Annotated in this window: 15 protein-coding genes; 7 read left to right on the top strand and 8 right to left on the bottom strand. The window is 38.2% G+C overall.

Going from position 1 to position 20,916, the window contains the following annotated elements; genetic code table 11:
- Positions 1-51: 51 nt before the first annotated feature.
- On the bottom strand, positions 52-2,187 hold the full coding sequence (gene recQ, locus KBP50_RS20165) for a DNA helicase RecQ (protein WP_050350903.1): 2,136 nt from the start codon (positions 2,185-2,187) through the stop codon (positions 52-54).
- A 294-nt stretch (positions 2,188-2,481) separates the two neighbouring features.
- Complete coding sequence (brnQ, locus tag KBP50_RS20160) at positions 2,482-3,768, bottom strand: branched-chain amino acid transport system II carrier protein (RefSeq protein WP_050350904.1); 1,287 nt, start codon at positions 3,766-3,768, stop codon at positions 2,482-2,484.
- 997 nt (positions 3,769-4,765) lie between these two features.
- Here brnQ and KBP50_RS20155 point away from each other — a divergent pair.
- On the top strand, positions 4,766-6,625 hold the full coding sequence (locus KBP50_RS20155) for a cation:proton antiporter (protein ID WP_050350905.1): 1,860 nt from the start codon (positions 4,766-4,768) through the stop codon (positions 6,623-6,625).
- Positions 6,626-6,774: 149 nt separating this feature from the next.
- Here KBP50_RS20155 and KBP50_RS20150 read toward each other — a convergent pair whose 3' ends face one another.
- On the bottom strand, positions 6,775-6,972 hold the full coding sequence (locus KBP50_RS20150) for an SE1832 family protein (RefSeq protein WP_050350906.1): 198 nt from the start codon (positions 6,970-6,972) through the stop codon (positions 6,775-6,777).
- A gap of 101 nt (positions 6,973-7,073) precedes the next feature.
- On the opposite strand from KBP50_RS20150, the gene KBP50_RS20145 reads away from it, so the two are divergent.
- Positions 7,074-7,919, top strand: a complete 846-nt coding sequence (locus KBP50_RS20145) for a GNAT family N-acetyltransferase (protein WP_050350907.1) — start codon at positions 7,074-7,076, stop codon at positions 7,917-7,919.
- A 287-nt stretch (positions 7,920-8,206) separates the two neighbouring features.
- On the opposite strand, the gene KBP50_RS20140 is transcribed toward KBP50_RS20145, so the two are convergent.
- On the bottom strand, positions 8,207-9,295 hold the full coding sequence (locus tag KBP50_RS20140) for an AI-2E family transporter (RefSeq protein WP_249664735.1): 1,089 nt from the start codon (positions 9,293-9,295) through the stop codon (positions 8,207-8,209).
- A 582-nt stretch (positions 9,296-9,877) separates the two neighbouring features.
- Between KBP50_RS20140 and KBP50_RS20135 the strand changes: the two genes are divergently transcribed.
- Together KBP50_RS20135 and KBP50_RS20130 are read left to right on the top strand one after the other, a co-directional pair.
- On the top strand, positions 9,878-11,611 hold the full coding sequence (locus KBP50_RS20135) for a phospho-sugar mutase (protein WP_050350909.1): 1,734 nt from the start codon (positions 9,878-9,880) through the stop codon (positions 11,609-11,611).
- Between the two features lie 400 nt (positions 11,612-12,011).
- A complete protein-coding gene (locus KBP50_RS20130; protein WP_050350910.1) occupies positions 12,012-12,809 on the top strand; it encodes a TerC family protein in 798 nt (265 codons plus the stop codon).
- A gap of 183 nt (positions 12,810-12,992) precedes the next feature.
- On the opposite strand, the gene KBP50_RS20125 is transcribed toward KBP50_RS20130, so the two are convergent.
- The 3 genes from KBP50_RS20125 to KBP50_RS20115 all read right to left on the bottom strand — a co-directional run bounded on the left by KBP50_RS20125 (position 12,993) and on the right by KBP50_RS20115 (position 14,150).
- Positions 12,993-13,160, bottom strand: coding sequence for a hypothetical protein (locus KBP50_RS20125; protein WP_156875303.1), 168 nt, complete (start codon positions 13,158-13,160; stop codon positions 12,993-12,995).
- A 296-nt stretch (positions 13,161-13,456) separates the two neighbouring features.
- Positions 13,457-13,939, bottom strand: a complete 483-nt coding sequence (locus KBP50_RS20120; RefSeq protein ID WP_050350911.1) for a Na-translocating system protein MpsC family protein — start codon at positions 13,937-13,939, stop codon at positions 13,457-13,459.
- Positions 13,932-14,150, bottom strand: a complete 219-nt coding sequence (locus KBP50_RS20115) for a Na-translocating system protein MpsC family protein (protein WP_050350912.1) — start codon at positions 14,148-14,150, stop codon at positions 13,932-13,934. The genes KBP50_RS20120 and KBP50_RS20115 overlap by 8 nt, the downstream gene beginning before the upstream one ends.
- A 173-nt stretch (positions 14,151-14,323) precedes the next feature.
- Between KBP50_RS20115 and chrA the strand changes: the two genes are divergently transcribed.
- The 3 genes from chrA to KBP50_RS20100 all read left to right on the top strand — a co-directional run bounded on the left by chrA (position 14,324) and on the right by KBP50_RS20100 (position 19,075).
- On the top strand, positions 14,324-15,502 hold the full coding sequence (gene chrA, locus KBP50_RS20110; RefSeq protein ID WP_050350913.1) for a chromate efflux transporter: 1,179 nt from the start codon (positions 14,324-14,326) through the stop codon (positions 15,500-15,502).
- 411 nt (positions 15,503-15,913) lie between these two features.
- The gene (locus KBP50_RS20105) at positions 15,914-17,305 is read left to right on the top strand and encodes an L-cystine transporter (protein ID WP_050350914.1); all 1,392 of its coding nucleotides are present in this window, start codon (positions 15,914-15,916) and stop codon (positions 17,303-17,305) included.
- 729 nt (positions 17,306-18,034) lie between these two features.
- A complete protein-coding gene (locus KBP50_RS20100) occupies positions 18,035-19,075 on the top strand; it encodes an ion channel (RefSeq protein WP_050350915.1) in 1,041 nt (346 codons plus the stop codon).
- A gap of 13 nt (positions 19,076-19,088) precedes the next feature.
- Here the strand turns inward: KBP50_RS20100 and ligD are convergent, their stop codons facing one another.
- On the bottom strand, positions 19,089-20,897 hold the full coding sequence (ligD, locus tag KBP50_RS20095; RefSeq protein ID WP_050350916.1) for a DNA ligase D: 1,809 nt from the start codon (positions 20,895-20,897) through the stop codon (positions 19,089-19,091).
- Positions 20,898-20,916 lie beyond the last annotated feature (19 nt).

Raw genomic sequence — 20,916 nt, 5'->3', positions numbered from 1 at the left:
TTGGGTACTAACAATCAAGGAAGGATAAAAGTTATTGATTGAAGGTTTACATTATAAATAACCATTTTTCGTTAATACAGCCTTGATTTTCGTATAATCAAATGTGTCTGGAAGGGATTCCTTTAAAGGTTTTAGCTTCGGTTCTTTTAATTCTTTGCGAGCAGTTAAAATGGCTTCCTCTTCCTGAGAAGTGAAAAATACTCCCCATGCGATCGGGTACCCTTCCTTAAAGGCTTTAAATAAATGATTTTCAATGGTTTGGGCAGAAAGCTCGCGAATAGCTACAATGTCTTTGATCGCTTTCCCTGATTGAAATAGCTCATAACTGATTAAATGGCTTGGTCGGTCATCCTGTTTGTGAACAGACTTCTTTGCTGGTCTTGGCTCTTGAATCGGAATCACTTTTTGTACGTCAGGATGTTCCTCGCGCCATTTTTGAATAACGGTTAAAAAAGCTTCCCCATATTGATCGAATTTTCTTTCGCCAACCCCTTTAACCAATAACATCGCTTCTTTTGTAGTCGGAAAATATCTGCTTAATTCCTTTAACGTGGCATCTGAAAATAAAATGTAGGGCGGTACATTTTGTTCCTCAGCCAGTTGTTTTCGTAATTGTCTTAGAGCAGTAAATAAATCTTCATGATAATCCGCCGTTTCATTTGCCGGAATAGGGGCGGTAAACATCCAGACTTTCCTTTTCCCCTTTAAAACGTCGACAGATTGCTGATTCAGTTTTAGTGTAGGAAATTTTCCTTCTTCGGTCGCCAACAATTGCTCTGCAATTAAAAACTGGATCCATTCGGTAAGCTCCTTTTCTGTATAGGCGGAAAGAATGCCGTATGTGGATAAAGTATGCAACCGAAATTGTTTGATTTTCTTATCTTTGGAGCCTTTCAGTACTTTGGCAGTCATTCCAACGCCAAACTGTTCGCCCATTCGTTTTACGCAGGAGAGAATTTTTTGCGCTTCTTCTGTCATATCGACTTTCTCTTGACGCTCTACACAGTTACTGCAACGCCCACATTTCGTTTCGGAGGAAGCATGGAAATAATCTAGAATATAAGCTGTTAAGCAGCTATGTGTGTGGCAATAATTGGTCATTGCTTGCAATTTTCGGTACTCTGCTTGTTTACCAGGTTCGTCCATATTGGATTGTTCAATTAGAAATTTTTGCAACTGAATATCCTGTGGTGAAAATAACAGAATACAATCACTTGCTTCTCCATCTCTGCCTGCTCTGCCTGCTTCCTGATAGTATGATTCAATATTCATCGGCATGGCATAATGAATGACAAAACGAACGTTTGATTTATCAATTCCCATTCCAAACGCATTCGTTGCTATCATTAGCTGTTTTTCGTCATGAATAAAGGCAGATTGTGCTCTTTTTCTTTCCAATTCCGTTAAACCAGCATGATACTTTGCTACAGAATAACCTTGAGCTTTCAACTGGTCGTAAAGCGTATCTGTCTGTTTTCTTGTAGCTGTATAAATAATGCCAGATTCTGATTTTCGTTCGTTTAAAAAAGAAGCAATATAATTGCGCTTAGCTTTTCCTTTTACGACATGAAACGCTAAGTTTTCCCGTTCAAAACCTGTATTCACCACATTTTCAATATGTAATTGCTGCTGAATATCTTGAATCACTTCTGTAGTTGCTGTTGCCGTTAATGCTATCACTACTGGCTGACGGGGGAGTTTTTGCAACTGCGGAATGATTGAGCGATAACTGGGGCGAAAATCATGCCCCCATTGAGAAATACAATGGGCTTCATCAAAAGCTATTAAGGATATTCGTATGCGGCGTAACACACGCATAAAAAAGCTAGATTCAAATCGTTCGGGAGCCACATATACAAACTTATATCTCCCTAACGAAATATCTCGTAAACAGGTCTGTTGTTGCTCTGGAGATAAAGTACTATTAATATACGTAGCCGTAACTCCTAAAGCTTGCAATGCATCTACTTGATCTTTCATTAATGAGATGAGCGGGGAAATAATAATGGCGGTTCCTTCTAAAGCTAACCCGGGAATTTGGTAGCAAAGTGACTTTCCACCCCCTGTGGGCATAACAGCAAGAATGTTTTTCCCATTTATAATAAAGTCAATCGTTTCTTTTTGACCTGGACGAAAATGTTGGTAACCAAAATAGGTTTGTAATAGTTTTTCTTCACGTACGCCCATTTTCGATTTCCTCCTTTACCTCATCCATCTTAACATATTTTGCTTCATGAATAAGTAGTAATGATAGATTAGAAATAAAGTAAGACATCAATCAGTAGTGGTTTCCTTGAAAAGAAAAACGCTTTTTCTGTACCAAGCCTCTTATGATCCCACAACTTGTAGGTCCAACAAATCGAGAATATAGATGTCGCAATGCTTATAACTACGTGACAATTTCTCTACTCTTAAAGTGGGGATTTTTCTGTTACTTTAATTTGGAATAAGTGAGGGCTAATATGTTACTCTACCTCTTTGTTATTGATTCCGTAGTTTCGACAGTGCCCACCCAATTAAACTGCCAATTACAGCAGGAAATAGCCACCCTAAACCAATATTTGAAAAGGGAAGTAATGCCATATATTCAGAGGCAACAGGCATTTGCACGCCTAATTCTTGTAATCCATCATATAAGCTAACAATACTTGTGAAAAGGATAGCGCCTCGATAAACAGCTTGTTTATTTTTGAACATTGACCGCATGAATGTAAGGATGATTAGGACGATGGCGATTGGATACAAAAATACAAGTACAGGGACGGAAAAACGAATGATCGTATTTAGACCTTGGTTCGCAATGATAAAACTTGCCAGTGTAATAATTGCAGTCAGCCACTTATAGGATAGAGGACTGATTTTTGAAAAAAATTGAGAAGCAGCAACGACAAGCCCTACGGACGTTGTGAAACATGCCAATGTAACGATAATTCCTAATAATAACGTACCTGACGTACCAAATATTTGTGTGGCCGCTTGAGATAATATTTCTCCACCATTTGTAAATGTATCCCCATTTGGCATTTTGGCACTAATCCATCCCATCGTTGTATAGACTGTAGCTAGTCCAACCCCGGCAACTGCTCCAGCCTTTAAGGTTGCTTTGATGATTTCCCCTTTTGTGGATAACCCCCGCTCCTTAAAAGTTTGTACAACAATAATACCAAATGCAAGTGCAGCAATTGCATCCATCGTTAAATATCCTTCAATAAACCCTGTGAAAAAGGGGGTTTGGGCATAATCTTCGGAAGCCGAGGATAGGGGTTGATCAAATAAAATGAACCCACCAATGACTAGGGCTGCAATAGAAAGTAATAGGATAGGTGTTAGTAGCTGTCCAATTCGATCAACCATCTTGGATGGGTTTAAGCTAACTAAAAGAACCGCGAGAAAAAATATACTTGTAAATAACCATAAAGACCATGGTGTCGTTTCATTCAAAAGCGGCTCAATGCTCATTTCGTAACCAACTGTAGCTGCTCTCGGGATACCAAAGAATGGGCCAATTGCTAAATAAACGAGGCAGGTAAAGATCAGACCAAATAAAGGATGAACATCATTTCCTAGTTCTCTGGCGTCGTTTTTAACATATGAAATTGCTGTAACAGCTAGGATGGGTATTCCAATCCCAGTAATTACAAATCCTGCAATAGCAGGGAAAAAAGATGTACCTGAAGCTACACCTAGTACAGGTGGGTAGATTAAGTTACCAGCACCGAAGAATAAAGCAAATAACATAAAACCAATAATAAATGTGTCTTTTTTCATGTTCGTTCCCTCCGAATGTATAGGCCGCACCTTTCATATAAGCAAAGCAAAGGTTCTATTTTTGTGAATTAACAGACAATAATAATGCTACCCCGCTGCCAGCAAATAAAAAAATGAAAATGACAATATAATCTGAATTTTTCGCCCTTTATTGTCGGTAGTTTGAAAATATAACAAAGCAGTCATTATCTTAACAGTAAACGGTTTTCTATGTCAACGAACATAAAAGAAAAGGTTAAAAAATCCTTGTCACATTCATCATGAGATATGGGTACTCGGTATATGCTAAGTATAATTAATTCCTTCTATAAAAGTTGCTTCGTACCTTTAAGACGGTTTATCCTTTAAAGGATAAAGTGAAACGTCAACAGTGGAGGGCTTTTATGATTGTTCGTACCGCAGAGGCATAAACAAGGACTTCTGAATCGGATCGGACATTTGACTTAAAGTTGGATATCCGGCGTACTCATATTTCACCGCATGAATGAACGCATAGCTCTTACTGTAAGTTACATGCAGGATAAAAAACGTACCAAGCTTTTAACGTCATCTTTTCAACTACTTATGAAACCTAAAACTCCATGAAATAACAAATTGCTGGATCACATCATGAAAAGAAAAAAAGTTTGCAATTATATGTTTTAAGACTTATTTGTTTAAAATTGTTTACATTCTCCCTTTTCCCCTTTAAAATGTTTTTAGCTTAATGTTTCATTTATCCCGTTTTTAAAAGATGCTCGAAAGACCAAAATATCGTTTTATGTTTTGAACGGATAAGGTAAATGAAAAGTGAACACGTGCTATTTGCAGCCGGTTTACAATTTAGACCAGAGTTTTAAGAAAATGGGTTTACAACTCTATTTATAAGCAAGCAGTTCATTCTTCTGCTCCTTCAATTTAAAAGCGATAGTTAAGGGTATTATGATTGGAGGAGCATTGCTATACCTCCAATTAACTGGAGCTTTACCGATAATATTTTAGTTCAAGGAGGTATAACATGGTACCATCATTACTATTTGAAATCATGCTAATAGGTCTTTTAGGGATTGGCTCACAGTGGATTGCGTGGCGTTATCGCATGCCTGCGATTGTCGTAATGTCGATAACAGGACTGTTGGCAGGACCTATTTTGGGCTTTTTAAACCCTGAAGAAGACTTTGGCAGTTTATATAGTCCGATCATTTCGGTTGCAGTAGCAATTATATTATTTGAGGGGAGTTTAAATTTAAGCTTTAAAGAATTACGAGGACTTGGTAAACCCGTATTCCGTATTTCAACGGTCGGGGCGTTTATTGCCTGGATTCTAGGTTCTTTAACAGCACATTATATTGCTGGTCTTTCTTGGGCTGTCGCCTTCGTTATTGGTGGCTTATTTATTGTTACCGGTCCAACCGTTATTATGCCGCTTTTGCGTCAGTCAAAATTAAAAGCTAGACCAGCAAAAATTTTAAAGTGGGAAGGCATTATTGTTGATCCAATCGGTGCATTGCTTGCAGTTTTTGCCTTTGAAATCATTACCTTTTTAACTGCATCAGATCCTGATGTAGCCAAACTATTATTATTCTTTGCCGCTTCCATATTTGCTGCCATCTTTGGCTGGGCTTGCGGACGAGGAATTGGCTGGATGTTTGAAACCGGCCATATACCAGAATTTTTAAAGTCTCCTGCTGTAGTAATTGTAGTTATTCTTTGTTTTACAATAGCTGATGAAATCGTTCATGAAACGGGGCTCTTATCTGTTACAGCAATGGGAATAACACTGGCGAATATGGGGATTAGTTCTATTTCCGATATGCGTCACTTTAAGGAGAATATTTCGATTCTGCTTATTTCGACAATCTTCATTATGTTGACAGCTTCTTTGCAAATAGAAACGTTGTTGCACATATTCCGTCCAAATATTATTGGTTATGTGCTGCTTATGATGTTTATTGTGCGCCCATTATCTATTTTCCTTTCCACAATTGGAACCAGCTTATCATTTAATGAAAAAGCACTAGTTGGTTGGATTGCTCCAAGAGGGATTGTGGCATTAACGGTTTCTGGTTATTTTGCCGGAGTTTTGGCAGAACAAGGTTATGAAGATGCGCAAATTTTAACCACGCTCACCTTTGGGCTTGTGTTCTTTACCGTTGTGGCACATGGTTTTTCTATCGGCTGGCTGTCGAAGAAATTGCATCTATCCATGGAAGGAAGGCCTGGGGCAATTATTGTCGGGGCCAATCGGTTTACGGTAGAATTAGCTAAATCTCTTTCAAAAGCAGATTTCCCGGTTATTATTGTGGATTCCTCGTGGGAAAAACTGCGTCCTGTACGAGAAGCAGGAATTAACTTTTATCACGGGAATATTTTGTCGGAACAGACAGAATATAATTTAGACACCATTCCATATGAATATCTATTGGCAGCAACCGATGATCACGCATTTAATTCATTAGTGTGTACGACTTTTATGCCAGAGTATGGAAGAACAAATGTGTTTAAAATAAGTCCATTAGATCAAATTAGTGGCGATACATCAGAGGTCGTGTCAAGAGTAGGCGGCCGAATTCTGTTTGATAAGAAATTTACGATGGAAGATTTACTCGATAAATTAGATAATCACTACGTATTTAGACAGACAACATTAACCTCTCAATATAATTACAAACAATATTTAGCAGATAAAGATGATTCGACCGTATTTCTATATTTGATTAAGCCATCTGGGCAATTGAAGTTTTATTCGGAAGAAATGCGGACAGTCCCCGCTGTGGGAGATCGAATTGTCAGTTTGACACCAGCAAATAAAGAGAAAGCGAAAATCCAAGCAAAGCTGGAAATACAGCGTAATGGTCAATCGAAAGAAGGAAGCTAATTAGCTTCCTTCTTTCGATTATACCGCATGTAACTGGGCAGTACGCGGGGAATCTAACTGCGAGTCAACTGCTCGTATGTTCATCTAATAAATAGTGAGTGGTAAAAGCGTGTACTGATTGATTACTTTATACAGGACGTTTCATAGTATTAGGACATGTCCTGATACGTGTTTAGTTCATCCAACTGCCGATGCACTTCTGCAATTTCCCCTTCTAAGCGAATTAGTTGTTCCTCTGCCGAGGATACTCTTCCGCGTACATACTCCAGCTTATCTAAATCACCTTGTATTCGTACGTAGTCTGATTTTAATTCATCTAGCTTATCCTGTAATTGTTTTCGAGTCATCTCCATATCCCTCCTCATCACTAGTGTAACGAAAATGAAGTTTACAAAACAGGGAAAACGATGTATATTATAAAGAATTCTTGCGGGGGGGGGGGGCTTGAATGGAAGTTCGATTTACAAAGTCATTACAGTACTATCTGGACATGGTAGAAGAAGAGCTGTTAAAGAAAGAAGCGTGTAATAATTTAATGCTTGGCATTTTGGAACGTTTGCAACAGGAGCAGGGAGACTGTTATTTAGGATGGGTAGAAAAGGATGGTCAATTACTCTATCCATTTTTACGTACGCCACCACATAATTGGGTACTTCCTGATTTGGAAGGCAATATGGACAAAGAGACGGTACAATGTATTGTGGAACATCTATGGAACAGAGGTTGGGGAGTTCCTGGTGTCATAGGTCCGGAATCGTACGCTACTACTTTTGCAGCGGAATGGGGAAAGCTTACAGGCTGTACTGCCTCCGTACATATGCGTGAACTTATTTACCAGCTAGATAAGGTGAAAAAGCATGCTCGGCAGACTGGAGAACTAATTGTGGCAAAAGAGCAGGATCTGCCCCTATTAATAGATTGGCTGCAACAATTTGGTAAGCAAGCTGGCGAAGAGATCTCCTTACAACGTGCAGAGCAAATAGCAAGGCGGTTTATTAAGGAGCAATCTGCTTTCTTTTGGCGGATAAATGACCAACTTGTGTCCATGGCTAATTGCTCAAGAAAGACGAGGAACGGAGCTGCTATTAATGCCGTGTTTACACCAGACCACTTTAAAGGAAATGGCTATGCTACAAGTGCAGTTGCAGCATTAAGCCAGCAGTTGCTTAATAAAGGGTATCAGTTTTGTAGCTTGTACACAGATGTATCCAATCCGATTTCTAATTATATATATCAGAAAATTGGCTACTATAAAGTTGGATCCGCAATGGTGTATAGATTTCGATGTAGTTAAAGAAGCTTGCTGTGAAGAAGGTAGTTAAACGGATTTAAAAAGATTTGTTTTCACTTACTAACGAGAAGTTATGTTGGTCAAACAAGGGTTCATTTAACTTACTGTTGGAACCTACGCTCTTCCTACTGGGCTTCGCCTCGTAGAATGGAAGAACAGTTAAACCATCAATGAACCTGCATAGGAACAATCCAAAGCAAAGAATAGCAGTTCTTGCTGTCAGTTATACGTGGGACAACCGTATGAAACAAAAAAGCGAGGTCTGTTTAATCAGACCTCGCTATAGATGTTTAAATAAGCGCATCTTCTTTATTCTTTTTGGAATCTACATATGTTTGATAAAAATGAAGAATGATCGTTTTAATTACTGCGTAGAATGGGACTGCAAACAGAATACCTAAGAAGCCAGCGATGCTTCCAGCCGCCAAGATAACCGTAATTACCGTTAGTGGATGTAAATCTAGTGCACGCCCCATCACATTTGGCGAAATTAAATTACTTTCTATTTGCTGTGCTGCAATCATTACTAATGCTACCCAAACAACCATAATTGGCTCCTGAAAGGCTCCAACGATTAATGCAGGGATGACAGCAATAAACGGACCCGCAAATGGAATAACATTCATAACCATAGCAAACAATGCAAGTGTCAGAGAGTAATTTAAGCCGATAATTAAGTAGCCAATAAACAATAAAACTCCTACAGCGAAGCTGACAATTAATTGGCCTTGGATGAAAGAAGTTAATGTAGCATCGAGCTTGGAAAGTAATGCACGTATATTGGCTGCCTTTTTTTTGGAAAAAATTTGCGTAATAAACGGTACTAGCTTTTCTCCGTCCTTTAACATAAAGAATAGGAAAAAAGGAACAAGAACTAATGATGTAACAAAGCCGATAATTTGCCCGATAAATCCAAACAGATAATTGATAACACTGTCAATATGCGACTGTAAATTATTGGTAAAATCGTTAATTGCCTTATTCACTTGGTCAGGAATAGCTGTTTGATTAGATTGCCATAAGGAAATCATATCCTGTGCCCAGTCTACCATTTTTGGAACATTATCAATTAAATTGCGGAATTGTTGTTGCGCAATCGGCGCAATATACATATATACAAATACACCAAGCAGTATCATCACGACAAAAACAAGAACTATCGAAATAATCCGATTGATTTTTAGACGTTCAAAAAAATACATTAAAGGTTTGGTTAAGTAGTAAAGGATACCAGCACCGATAATAGGTACTGCTACAGAACCAACTATTTTTATAAAGGGAAAAAATATAAAGTCTGTGACCGAGATTAATAGAATTAAAGTGAAAGCTAAAATAAAAAACACAAAAAATTGAAACCAGCGTTTATTTACCACGTGCATCCCTACTTTCCCGAGTTCATATATCATTATTTTACTTGTTTATGCCAAAAATAGAAAGTATATCTTGTAATTGAAAACTGAAATACGTTGCTTTTATCCAGTAGACTTGGGTCTTATGTATAAGCCTCTTATATAGAAATGTGCTAACATTAAGAAATACGTACGAGAAACAAAATGTTCGTTACCACCACAAAGGGTGTTTTCTAAAAAATGACTGTCCAAAAACCACAATATGATGTAGTTTTACTAAATCACCATATACTATATTTCGTATCAAAAATGACCAAGTGACCTTTTGGGGAGTGAATTAAATGTTTAATTATTCTGATGAAAAGCATGGGAGCAAAAAAGAGTTTTATACTATATTAGTAAAGTTTAACCATTTTCCAGCGGATGTAAACATGAAAGGGTTGCCATAGAATAATTAGTGAAAATATGCTAAAATTCGTATAGTATGAAGGTAAAAAAGAAAAACTGACTGATTGCAGTTAACTATTAGTCGGCGCAGCGAGGAATTTCGATGATTAAATGAAAATGAATAGGAAACTCCTCGTTTAGATAAAAATGTTGGAGGATAAGTGAATGATGAGCTGGGAACGTACTTTTGAAAAGTGGGATTCATATCAAAATCTAGAACCGAATTTAAAACAGGAACTGAAACAACTGAAAGCGGATCCTGTCGCATTGGAGGACGCTTTTTATAAAGAATTAACCTTTGGTACTGGTGGCATGCGGGGAGTTTTGGGAGCAGGAACAAATCGTATGAACGTTTATACGATTCGCAAAGCCGTAAGTGGTCTAGCAAACTATTTGCTGGAGCATACTGTAAATGTAAAGGATCGTGGCGTTGTCATTGCTTATGATTCGAGGCATATGTCGAAGGAGTTTGCTTTAGAAACAGCTAAAGTATTGGGTGCTTACGGAATTACCGCCTATGTTTTTTCTTCTTTAAGACCTACACCTTTATTATCATTTGCTGTACGTTACTTAGGCACCGTTTCCGGTGTAATGATTACAGCTAGCCATAATCCACCGGAGTATAATGGCTTTAAAGTATATAACGAAGATGGTGGGCAAATTACACCGAGTCAAGCCTCAGAAATTATTACGTATATTAATCAGGTAGAGGATGAGCTATCTGTTCCCTATTTGGAACAGGACGAATTAGAAGAGCAGGAGTTAATCAATTGGATCAAAGATGAAATTGATAATGCTTATTTAGATAAGCTGCAGGGCATTTCAAAATGGTCAGCAGATGAAATGGCTAAAGAAAAGACGATGCCAATTGTTTTTACTCCGTTACATGGAACTGCCTCTCAGCTCGTACCTAAAGGGTTAAAACAGTTGAATTTTACAAATGTTCACGTGGTAAAGGAGCAGGCGATTGCAGATCCAGAGTTTTCAACTGTTGCTTCGCCTAATCCTGAGGAACACCAAGCATTTACGATGGCTATTGAACAAGGTAAACAAACCAATGCAACCATTCTACTTGCTACAGATCCAGATGCAGATAGACTAGGTGTCGCAGTGAAAAATAGTGCAGGTGATTACCAAGTGTTGACGGGCAACCAGCTTGGGGCATTGATGCTAGATTATCTACTAGCTCATAGTGACAAAGCGCTATTAAGAACCGGACGCATGATTAAGACTGTCGTCACATCTGAGTTAGGTAAGGCAGTTGCTGATTACTATGGTATTAAGACATTGAATACATTAACTGGCTTTAAATTTATCGGTGAGAAAATTAGAGAGTTTGATAGCACAGGCGAATCCTTTGTTTTTGGTTATGAAGAGAGCTATGGGTATTTAATTAGCAGCTTTGCTCGTGATAAAGATGCAGTACAAGCTTCAATGATTGCTTGTGAAATGGCGTACTACTGGCAGCAACAGGGCAAGACACTTTTAGATGCTTTATATGAACTATTTGCTCGCCATGGTTATTATTTTGAAAATATGCAATCTATCACCCTAAAAGGAAAGCAAGGCTCAGAAAAAATTCGTTTGATTATGGATTATGTACGTAATGAGCCTTTACAAAAATTTGGGGGTCTGGAGGTAGAACAAACAGAAGATTATTTGGCCGGTACAAGGAAATTTAAAGATGGTCAAGTCGAAAACATCGAGCTGCCCAAAGAGAATATGGTGAAGTATATTTTGGAACGGGATTGTTGGATCTGCTTACGCCCGTCTGGAACAGAGCCAAAAATTAAATGTTATTTTGGTGTACGTGGAACGAGTGAAGCGGATAGTAAAGATAAATTGGCAACATTACAAGCTTCCATGGATAAAATTTTGCAAGCAACAATTGAGGTGTAATCTGGTAAATTAATAGTTGACATTTCTCCTCAGAAGAGGTTTAATAATAAAGTGATTTTATTCCTATAAATAAATGTTCAAGAGATTATTTTTTGTCATGCAGTATCTTTATGATAAATCTTTTTGAACAAGTTTTTATAAAGGGGAGTAGCTGTACAATTTTAGTCGTCATTACGAGATCATTCTCCGGCTGAATTGGCAACGATCGTTGTTAGCGAGACCTTTACCAATCCTGGTAAGGGTCTGTTTTTGGTGGTTCTTACCGGTTGGTAGGAACCTTTTTTTATAGCTTTGCTACACTATTTGTTGTTTTTGGCTAATGTATGCGAGCTATAGCACGGATGGGGTTTTTCCTAACTGGAAAAGTTTCGATCGCCATAGAGGAAGGAGAAGATAAGGAATGGGCGTTGATTTACTGATCGAATATTTATGGGTGTTAGTTGTGCTTATTGGTTTAGAAGGACTGTTGGCTGCAGATAATGCGCTTGTTTTAGCGATTATGGTGAGGCATTTACCTGAAAAACAGCGTAAAAAAGCATTATTCTACGGGTTAGCTGGTGCGTTTGTTCTCCGGTTTGGATCATTATTCGTTATTTCGTTTTTAGTTGATGTTTGGCAGGTACAAGCACTCGGTGCGCTTTACTTACTATTCATATCTCTGAAACATTTATATGACCGGTTTAAACCGAGAAAAGGAGTGGAAGAAGACAAGCAGACAAAGGAGAAAAAGGGAAGCAGTTTTTGGATGACCGTGTTGAAAGTTGAGTTTGCTGATCTTGCTTTTGCAGTCGATTCTATCTTAGCTGCTGTAGCACTAGCCGTTGCCTTGCCAGCAACAGAATTAGGTCATATAGGAAGTCTAGATACAGCACAGTTTTTAGTCGTGTTTGCCGGTGGTATGATTGGGTTAATTATTATGCGATTTGCGGCAAATATATTTGTAGGATTGTTGAATAAACGACCTGGTTTAGAAGTGGCTGCTTTTGTTATTGTCGGCTGGGTTGGTGTGAAGCTTAGTTTGATTGTACTTGCACATGAAGATATCGCACTTATCCCACATGATTTTCCACATTCAACCTTATGGAAAGTCATATTCTATGTGGTACTTGTAGGAATTGCTGTCATTGGTTGGTTCTCTTCAAGTGATAAGAAGGCTACAGTAAAAGACGAAGAGCGGGTGAAGGATTCAGAGAAATAAACCGGAAGACTAACGTGTTTTCATATATTGCTTCTATGCTTCCATCCAATGTTACAAAAATTGGACGGAAGCATTTTTTTAAAGCACAAGTCAAATAGCCGATCCTGTTTAGATTCCATTAGTCATACCCTTTTGGCACATCAATTAGCTGGTGATAAAACCTTCACTGAATGAAGCTTCACTTTATTGTTTTTCGATAGTCAATTTATAATTGTCTGGTATAACATTTGCCTTTTTTGCTTCTAAAAGATATTTCTCCGCTTCTGTATAAGTTTCAAAAATCATCTCTTGTTCATTTACTGCGATGATAGCCCGTACCCGATTATGTCCAATTGCAACTATTCGATACATGCAACCTCTCCCTTTACTTGTTGAAGATGATAACTGTCTCCATTTACCTTGGCATGTAACTAGCAGTAAGACCGACCCTTCCATGTTTCAAATGAACCCCAGGGAAATCAGGAGGTTAACTGCCAGCAACGCTCGATTCTGTACAAAGGCGATTCATACCCTAGTGGTAGTAGCAACCAGTGGGGGAAAAGCCCTCAACGATTGATTTCATTTTATTAAAAAAGCCGAAAAGGTTTGCTTCCTTTTCGGTTTATGTCCAAGCGCTAATGTCTCGACATTCCTGCCAGTTCATGTATCTATACAGCTTGTAGGATCATTACTACATAGCCTATGTCATGATGGAAATTCCAATCAACAAATATATCCTCCATTTGTTGATTTAAAATGGATTCCAAATATTCTCTGTCCATAATATTTTTTTCCAGCTTTCGTTTAGAAAGTCTTAACTCTTCTTCAAAGCCGGAGGAAATGAGCTCTTTCTCAATGGTAACGAGGATATCCTCTCGCTTCGATACAATGGTTCGCTCATTTAAACGAACAGACTTTATATTGCGAGGCGCTTTTTGTGCCTTTTCTGTAAAGCGTTCTATCTCCTGATGAATTCCTGTCCTTTCTTCGTTTGAAAGCGAGCTGGAGTTGTTCATAATATGTGTTGCTTTTATTTCTGCAAATAGAATGCCGCTTTTGTTTGTTAAATTCCAATCATAATAAAGTTGTAGTACAGTAATTCCAAATTCGTTTTGCCATATCCTTTTTAGCTCAGGAATACATTTATTCATGACGACATCTCGTGCCTGTTCTATTTTTATGTTTTGTTTTTTCGAGTAACACACTCTCCATCGGAGTTATAAAGTCTTTTAGATAAATCGTTAAATAGGAATGGGCTAAGGATACATATAATGCCCCGGGTCCTTTACCGAAATAGCTTCTTAATAGTTTACCAGTTGCACTGGCAATGGAAGCTTCTGTTGACTTTACTTTTGTTTTCACTTAGAGTCATCCTTTTTTGTAGGAACACACCTTTTTTTGCATTCCCTTTTTTTAGTATATCATTACCACATAGATAGTGACAAGAAACCTCCCTATTACAGTTATGTAAAAAATCTTAACATTATATGCGAATTGTGATAGATTTTCAGTAACAATTTGCTGTGGAGGCATTTATGACTGTAAAACATTCAAAAATAGAAATATTGCGTACTTCTTTAACGTTAGGGTTAACCTCCTTTGGCGGTCCTGTGGCTCATTTAGGTTATTTTAAGTCCGAATATATTGATAAGCGTAAATGGCTGGACGAAAAAACCTATGCGGACATTATCGCTCTGTGTCAATTTTTACCAGGTCCAGCTAGTTCACAAGTGGGCATTGCAATTGGAATGCTAAGAGGTGGATTGTTGGGCGGAGTAATGTCCTGGCTTGGATTTACATTGCCATCTGTGATTGTTCTTGTGCTATTCGCTTTCTTCTATCAATCGCTTAAGCTCAGTGATGCAACTTGGATTTCCAGCTTGAAAATTGTTGCTGTTGCGGTTGTGGCTCATGCTGTTTTAGGATTAGGAAAAAAATTAACACCAGATAAACCGCGAATTGCGATTGCACTAGCAGCTGCACTTATTATGCTCCTTTTTCCTTCTACCTTTGTACAAATTATAATTATTTTACTAGGGGCTGGTCTTGGGTACCTTTTATTTAAGAATAAAGCACAAACAAAGCTGGCTTCTTTTGCCGTGCCGATATCAAAAAAGCAGGGAATGCTTGCATTTTCAATATTAGTTGCTATTCTTATTGGTTTACCGATTCTCGCACGTGTTTTTCCACATATGTACATACAGATTGCCGATACATTTTTTCGCGTCGGTTCATTCGTGTTTGGTGGGGGACATGTTGTATTGCCTATGTTGGAACAGGAAATTGTGCCGACTGGATTTTTAACCAGTGATGAATTTTTGGCAGGATATGGTGTGGCGCAGGCAGTTCCTGGTCCGTTATTTACATTTAGCTCGTATGTAGGTACGATGATGAATGGGATAATCGGAGCTGTTATTGCTACTGGCGCTATCTTTTTACCTTCATTTTTACTGATCGTAGGCGCATTGCCGTTTTTAAGTGAGCTGCGTGAACGTTCCAGCTTTCAAGGTATGTTGACGGGAGTAAATGCTAGTGTTGTCGGTTTATTATTAGCAGCGTTTTATGATCCAGTATTTACGAGTTCCATTTTGGATGGAGCCGACTTTGGGCTAGCAGTTATTTTATTTGCTTTATTACATTTTTGGAAAGTCCCAGCGTGGCTAATTGTGATCATAGGTGTGATTGCGGGAGAGATTATTCATCTGTTTGTTTAACGTGAGCTGGAGACAACCTATCTTTTACAAGAATAAAAAATACATGCAATTAAGACAGTTGCCAACATATGTAGTTGGCAACTGTCTTTTTTGCACTATAGGAAAGTATAAGATTTTTTTGGTTTATAGTATAAGAAAAACAAAGGCTTCCGCCATAAGACTTGGCGACAAGCCAAGTTTTTCTAATATAAAGATTATATAGGGAATAGTTTATAAGAATTCGTATCTAAGGTTATTATTTTGATAAAAAAACTGGTTTGATTCCTTGACAGCAAGGTGAAAAAATTGTAACCTAATTAAAGTCTTAGTATTTTTATCGGATTAATATATTATTAGTGCCACGGCTGGTGCAACATGCATATGATAAATTCAACCAGATATGCAAACAATATTATAAAGGAGGTAATTGGTATGGGAATGTATACGTTATTGAATGTGGCGATATTATTAGTACTTATAGGAATTCTTATTTGGATGCAGAAAAAACATTTTTCCTTCACCAAGCGTGTGTTTACCGGTTTAGGTGCAGGGATAGTTTTAGGTGCTATTCTCCAATGGGCTTATGGAGCTGGGTCTGACATATTGACGGAAACAACAGATTGGTACAGTATTGTTGGTAGTGGCTATATTCGCTTTCTAATGATGATCGTTATCCCGCTCGTCTTAGTGTCAATTATCCAATCCATTATTAACTTGGAAAAAACAGCAGAATTAGGAAAAATGGCAAGCTGGATAATTGGGATTTTAATTTCGACGACGATGATCGCTGCTTTAGTTGGTATTGTTTCAGCTACGGTGTTTGATCTGAGTGCCGAACAGATTGAAGCAGGGCAGGCAGAAAACGAACGAGGAACGATCTTGGAATCTACTTTAGAAGAGGTAGAAGAGCAGACTACAGCGCAAAAAATTGTTAGTTTTATACCGTCAAATATTTTCTTAGATATGACAGGTGATCGATCCACCTCCGTAATTGCTGTCGTTATTTTCTCTGTGATTGTAGGGATTGCTGTTTTAGGTGTCCGCAGAAAAAATCCGGAACAGGCTGAAATGTTTACGAAAATGGTTAATGCGTTATATGCAGTCGTTATGCGGATTGTTACCCTTATTCTTCGTCTAACGCCATACGGGATTTTAGCATTAATGGCTAATACAGTAGCAAGTACAGATTTTGCAGGTATTTTAGAGTTAGGCAAGTTTGTAGTTGCTTCATATGTCGCTCTGTTTGTAATGTTTGTCATCCATTTGATCTTAGTAGGTTTATTTGGTCTTAATCCGTTTATATACTTGCGTAAAGCTATTCCAGTTTTAGGATTTGCTTTTACATCCCGTTCTAGTGCTGGAACGATCCCATTGAATATCCAAGCCCAACAGCACGCTTTAGGTGTTGATCAGGGGATAGCGAATATGTCGGCTTCCTTTGGCGCAACGATGGGGCAAAATGGATGCGCAGGTATTTATCCAGCGATGCTTGCAGTTATGATTGCACCGACGATGGGAATAGATCCATTATCCCCAGGGTTTATTTTGCAGCTTGTTTTAATTGTCGGAATTAGTTCCTTTGGTATCGCTGGAGTTGGTGGTGGAGCCACTTTTGCTGCATTAATTGTCTTATCATCTATGAACATGCCAGTCGCTTTAGCCGGCTTATTAATCTCAATTGAAGCTTTTATCGATATGGGGCGAACAGCGCTTAATGTGAATGGTTCCATGGTTACTGGAACGTTAACAGCGAGAATTTTAAATAAGCTAAACGTTAAAACGTATCAGGATAAATCTGCAATTCAAGAAGCACCGGAAATATAGAGAAACCCTAGGTTGATTTTATTAGAAATAGTGATGTGATGCTTACTTCTTAAGAGGAAGTGAGCATCTTTTTTGTTGTATAGGAATCTATAAAATGAGGTGCTTGTGGATAACGAAATAACCGACTAGTCACGTCCGCGCATGAGCCCGGCAACGATGCGACTTTAGAAATGCGCATTACAGTAAGTCATCATCTGTTCGTCGCTAAGAGGAAGGCCGACTAAAAACGGGCTTGCCGCCAGACGTCGGCATACCCCTGTTTTAGTGGCATGATTCCTTTATCCCGTAAAAAGGCGTTGTAGACTCCCACTTCAAGAATGGAAGATGTGAGCTGAACAAGTCGAAGCGGGAGGTAACAGCACCTAAGTCCCCGATTCGTTCAAGGGCCTTTAGGTCATACCCTGGTGGTACTAACAATCAGCGGGGATGAAGAAAACCCCGCTGATCGAAGTTCACTTTTAGTTGATTCGTTCCATTTGCTACGTTGCTAAATGGGCGCCCACCTCTTAGCGCAAAGAATAATTCTAACTTTAAAAACAAATACCTTTGTTTGGAAATGGTGTATTAGCACAAGTTTTTAGAGACTAAAATAGTTTAAAGATAGATTTTCTGAAATTGCTGTTGCCTAAGAGTTTCATAGGAAAATGTGCGATATGTAAAGGTGAAATATGTTACTATTTGAGTAGTTAAGTTAAAGTTTTTATGGGAGAAATGAAAGAGGAGGAGTATATGATATTTTTTAAACAATTATTCGTTAAAGTCATTAAACTTAATCATTGGTTTTTACTTTTTGCAACACTTACATTAGTGTTTGCAAGCAGTTATTTTATTTATTATCTAGAACCAGATACATTTGCTAGCCCATTTGAAGGCTTGTGGTGGACGATGACTACTGTAACAACGGTCGGCTATGGAGATGTTTCGCCAACAACAGTTGGTGGAAAGATTTTTGCTATGTTTTTATATATTGTTGGAATCGGCTTAATGACCATTTTTATTGGTAAGGCAATTGATTTTTTGAGCATTCGCAAGCGATTAAAGGAGGAAGGTAGATTGAATATTACTACAGAAGACCATATTATTCTCGTTAATTGGACGAAGAAGGCAAGGATCACATTAGATGAGATTTTACATACGTTTAAGGATATTCCGATTGTTATCATTGATGAGAAAATCGAAAAAACGCCACTGATCCATGAACAGGTTGAATTTGTTCAAGGTAATCCTGCCAATCGCGATGTATTGTTCCAGGCAAATTTGCTAAAAAGTAAGTCGGTCATGGTATTTGCTTCTGAAGATGGCGTAGCCACCTCTCAAGCAGACGGTCAAACATTGCTTATTGCTACAACGTTAGAGAGTATAGGGAAAGAATTCTCGCAAAATATTTATACGATTTGCGAAGTATTGGAATCAACACATATTCCGGCCTTTAAGCATGCTGCCGTCGAAGAATTTATTACTGCGAACGATACTGCGGCTCACTTAGCAGCTCGCTCCATTTTATTTAATGGTTCGAGTGAAATTATTAGACAATTAACGAGCCATCATGGTTATGATCTATATTCGATTGGAAAAAAGGCAGATTGGAATACATTTGAACACGCTCGAACTGCGTTAGCTGCCCAAGGAGCGGTATTATTATCTAATCGCAACGATATATCGATTATTAACCAACTGAAAGAGCCAATTCCGCACGATGCACAGCTATTCATTATTTGTGATGAGGATGTATATACCAACCTGCTTCGTCAAGGTGTTCCATCCTACTAATGTTTTTAATCATTCATCTATGATGATCTTGTAAAAAAGTCAAAACTTCTTCTAGGTTTTGGCTTTTTTTCACGGCTTCATAACTTTGCCATGGACAACCCCGTTCTTTTACAAGCTCAACGACGTTTTTTATCGTAAAGTTTTGTGGAGTTAAATCATCCGTTACTTCATTCCAAAATAAGGGCATGGCGACTGTTCCTTCCGAAGTTTTTCTAGGCGAGTAAGGTGCAATAATCGTTTTTCCTTTGCCATGTTGGACGTAATCAATATAAAGCTTGTCATTACGTTTATGCTTGAATCGTTCAGTGGTGAATAGTGCTGGGAAGGTGCCTTCTAATGTAAATGCTATGGTTTGGGTGAATAAGGCAGTATCTTCGTAGGTCATGCTTCCACTTGGAATCGGGATATATACTTGCAGCCCTTTATTTCCCGAAGTTTTGACAAAAGAGATCAACTGTAATTCATCAAATAGATATTTCATATTTAAAGCTGCTTTGATTGCTAAAGAAAAACGGTCTCTGCTTGGTGGGTCCAAATCAAAGACAATTTCTTCAGGTGTATTTGTTGCAATGGTTTGAAATGGCGTATGAAATTCTACGGTACCATGATTGGTTAACCAGATGAGGTCGTTTAATGTTTCGCAAACGATACTATGTTTTCCCTTGTGTTCATGTCTTGGCATAAAAGCAGGTGCGTAGGTGGGCAAGTGCTTTTGGAAAAAATGTTCCTTATCTATTCCATCAGGCGCGCGAATAATTGTAAGTGCACGCCTTTTAAAAAACGTCAGCATGTAAGGAGCTATTTGCCGAATATAAAGCAAGAGGTCTGCTTTCGTATAACCTGGTTTCGACCAGAAGACTTTGTTAAGATTTGTTATTTCAACTTCTGTTGGAAACATAGCCTGATCAAGCTGTAGCTTTTCCCAAGTCAATTCTTCTGGACGCGCGTGTGGAAGTATTTGTTTGAAAGCTGGTTCACGTAATTCTTGCTTATATAAATCAAGGCTATGGATGGCTGTACAAATAGCAGGAGGCAAAATGTAAGTATTGCTTTTTAGTTCTCCTTTTGTTTGAAATAATTGTCTTAAAATATCCATTTCTTTTGAATCAAGCCCATGCTTGCATTTTCCAATGGAGACGATTTGGTTATGTTTATATACACTTACTTGAAAATAATCGTTATTTATATCTAAAGCTGTTAAAAAGCCACTTAACGACCTCCAGTTTTTTATTTTATACCAGTCTTGGTGATTATTCCCTTGCTTATAGAGACTATTTTTCCGCTTTGCTATCATACCTTCTCCAAGATGTATAAAGATTTCCTTCCAAAGCTGGTCGGGGTTTTTGTAACTTGGTACATATATAAGTTCTTGTGAGAAAGGGTAAGTTGTAAATAGTAGTTGGAGGTATTCTTTGCGTTTTTCCAAATCAATCGATAACAAAGATTCCCCTTGGTGCTGCAGTATATCGAAGACCATAAAACTGGCAGAACGTTGATTAGAAGCGGTTTCGATGCTAGATGTTGCCTGTAGTCTGGCACGTTTTTGAACCCACTCAAAATTTGCTTGATAGAGTTGGTTTAATATGACGAGTTCTCCATCCATTGTTAAGGGCAAATGGGATTCGACTTGTTCTTGGAGCTGCAAACAGGCTTGGATAATTTCTGGAAACTGTTTACTTAAATTTGTATTATTTTTACTCCGTAGTTGAATAAGTTCTTTAGTCCATTGTAATGTGCAACGATAGCCATCGTATTTTACTTCATATAACCATTCTTTACCTCTGGGGATATCTACACTGGGTATAGGCTTCATGACATGCATTTTCTGTTCTCCTTTCTAA

Origin of the sequence: Virgibacillus pantothenticus (assembly GCF_018075365.1) — a bacterium.
Classification (GTDB): domain Bacteria; phylum Bacillota; class Bacilli; order Bacillales; family Amphibacillaceae; genus Virgibacillus; species Virgibacillus pantothenticus.
The sequence above is the reverse complement of the archived record's forward strand: the minus strand, read 5'-3'. Positions and strand labels throughout refer to the sequence as shown.